The sequence below is a fragment of the Actinomadura sp. HBU206391 genome, assembly GCF_014323665.1.
Lineage (GTDB): Bacteria > Actinomycetota > Actinomycetes > Streptosporangiales > Streptosporangiaceae > Actinomadura_C.
This window is the reverse complement of the sequence record NZ_JABVEB010000508.1, coordinates 1-1,869: the sequence shown is the minus strand read 5'-3', so window position 1 is coordinate 1,869 and position 1,869 is coordinate 1. Positions and strand designations below refer to the sequence as shown.

The 1,869-nt window shown below is 71.6% G+C and carries 3 protein-coding genes; 1 reads left to right on the top strand and 2 read right to left on the bottom strand.

Annotation, left to right across the window (positions count from 1 at the left end):
* A partial coding sequence (locus HKK72_RS38900) for a recombinase family protein (RefSeq protein ID WP_222721688.1) occupies positions 1–400 on the bottom strand: 400 nt, incomplete at its 3' end.
* Here HKK72_RS38900 and HKK72_RS38895 point away from each other — a divergent pair.
* Positions 375–1,160 (top strand): RNA polymerase sigma factor, encoded by a 786-nt coding sequence (locus HKK72_RS38895; RefSeq protein ID WP_222721687.1) that lies wholly within the window; start codon positions 375–377, stop codon positions 1,158–1,160. The two genes, HKK72_RS38900 and HKK72_RS38895, sit on opposite strands and share 26 nt — an antisense overlap.
* 34 nt (positions 1,161–1,194) lie before the next feature.
* Here HKK72_RS38895 and HKK72_RS38890 read toward each other — a convergent pair.
* A partial coding sequence (locus tag HKK72_RS38890) for a M17 family metallopeptidase (RefSeq protein WP_222721686.1) occupies positions 1,195–1,869 on the bottom strand: 675 nt, incomplete at its 5' end.

Here is a 1,869-nt window from a genome sequence, read left to right as displayed (position 1 = left end):
TCTTCGCTTTCATTTCGGCAATCGCAGCGATGATCGTGAGAATCAGCTTGCCGTACGGGCCGGCGGTGTTGATGTCGCCTTCGGCCAGGGCGGAGGCGCCGCCATGGCGCTCCAACTCCTCGGCGAGCGTCAGGAGGTCGACCGTGTTCCGGGCCAGGCGGTCGAGGCGGAGCGACACCACGACATCGGCGCGACGGTTGCGGATGGCGTCGCGCACGATGCGGAGGCCGGGGCGGTCGAGGCGGTCGCCCCTATTGCTGCCGGACACGGTTCGGGGAGTCATGATCGCGGCGTACCTCCGCAGGTCACGGTACCGGCCGGGCGGCTGATGCCATGTGCGGACACTACAGCCGTCGCTGGTGCCGGAGGCGACGATGGCGGCCAGGATCAGCCGGGCCAAGCAGCGCATCAAGGCCGCCGGCAGCTCGTTCGGCCTGCCGGACGGCGCGGAGCGCGAGGAGCGGGTGCGGGTCGTCCTGCACGTGCTCTACCTGATCTTCAACGAGGGCTACACCGCCTCCTCGGGCAGCGAGTTGCACCGCGCCGACCTCGCGCACGAGGCGATCCGGCTGGCCAGGATGGTGCACGCGCAGCTGCCCGAGGACGGCGAGGTGGCCGGGCTGCTCGCGCTGATGCTGCTGACCGACGCCCGGCGGGAGGCACGTACGACGGCGGCCGGCGACCTGGTGCCGCTGGAGGAGCAGGACCGTGCGACGTGGGACCGCGGGCTGATCGACGAGGGCATCGAGCTGGTCAAGGCGTCGCTGGCCGGCCCGTCGCTGGGGCCTTACCAGCTGCAGGCCGCCATCGCCGCCACGCACGCCGACGCTGCCACGGCCGCAGAGACCGACTGGCCGCAGGTGCACGCCCTTTACCTGGTCCTCGAACGGATCGCGCCCAACCCGATGGTCACCCTCAACCGGGCGATCGCGCTCGCCGAGGTCGAAGGCCCGCCGGCCGGGCTGGCCCTGTTGTCCACATTGGACAGTGACGAGCGGATGGCCGGACATCACCGGCTGCTGTCCGTACGGGCACATCTGCTGGAGAAGACCGGCGACACGGCCGGGGCCCACGAGCTCTACCGGCGCGCCGCGAAGTCCACCGCCAGCATCGCCGAGCAACGCTACCTGGAGTCCCGGGCCAGTCGGGTGAGACCATAGTTTCCGCCATTTGCCACGGAGCCAGGCGCGCAGATCATTGGCGGGCGAGCAGGCGCAGCAGGGTCCGCGTACCGAAGCCGGTCGCCCCGTCGCCGGACGCGTCGCCGGCCCAGGCCGGGCCGGCGAAGTCGCAGTGCACCCAGGGGATCTCGCGGGGGACGAACTCTCCCAGGAACAGGGCGGCGGTCAGCGCCCGGCCCGACGAGTGCAGCGGGTGGTTGCGTACGCCGGAGGCGGTGCGCACCTGGTCGAGGTACCGAGGTGCCCAGGGCAGCCGCCACATCGGCTCACCGGCCGCCGCCGAAGCGGCGAGGAACGCCTCGGCGGCCGGGTCGTCCGGACTGATCACCGCGGCTATCTCAGGCCCGAGCGCGGTGACCGCCTGGTAGGTCAAGGTGGCCATGTCGATCACCAGATCCGGTCGCTCCTCCACCGCCAGCGCCAGCGCGTCGGCGAGGACGACCCGGCCCTCGAAGTCGGTGTCGAGAATCTGGATCTGCGTGCCGTCATAACTTGAGACGACATCGCCTGGACGGGCGGAGCCCGGCCCCGGCAGGTTCTCGGCGAACGGCAGGATCGCGCGCACGGCTGCTCGCACGCCGAGGCGCCGGAGCACGGCCATGACGGCCAGCACGGCGGCCGCGCCCGCGACGTCCGAGCGCATCGACTGCATGGCGTCCGGCGACTTCAGCGACAACCCGCCGCTGTC

Coding starts and splice junctions, on each gene's coding strand:
- HKK72_RS38895 (WP_222721687.1), top strand. CDS start 375: ATGGCGGCCAGGATCAGCCGGGCCAAGCAGCGCATCAAGGCCGCCGGC.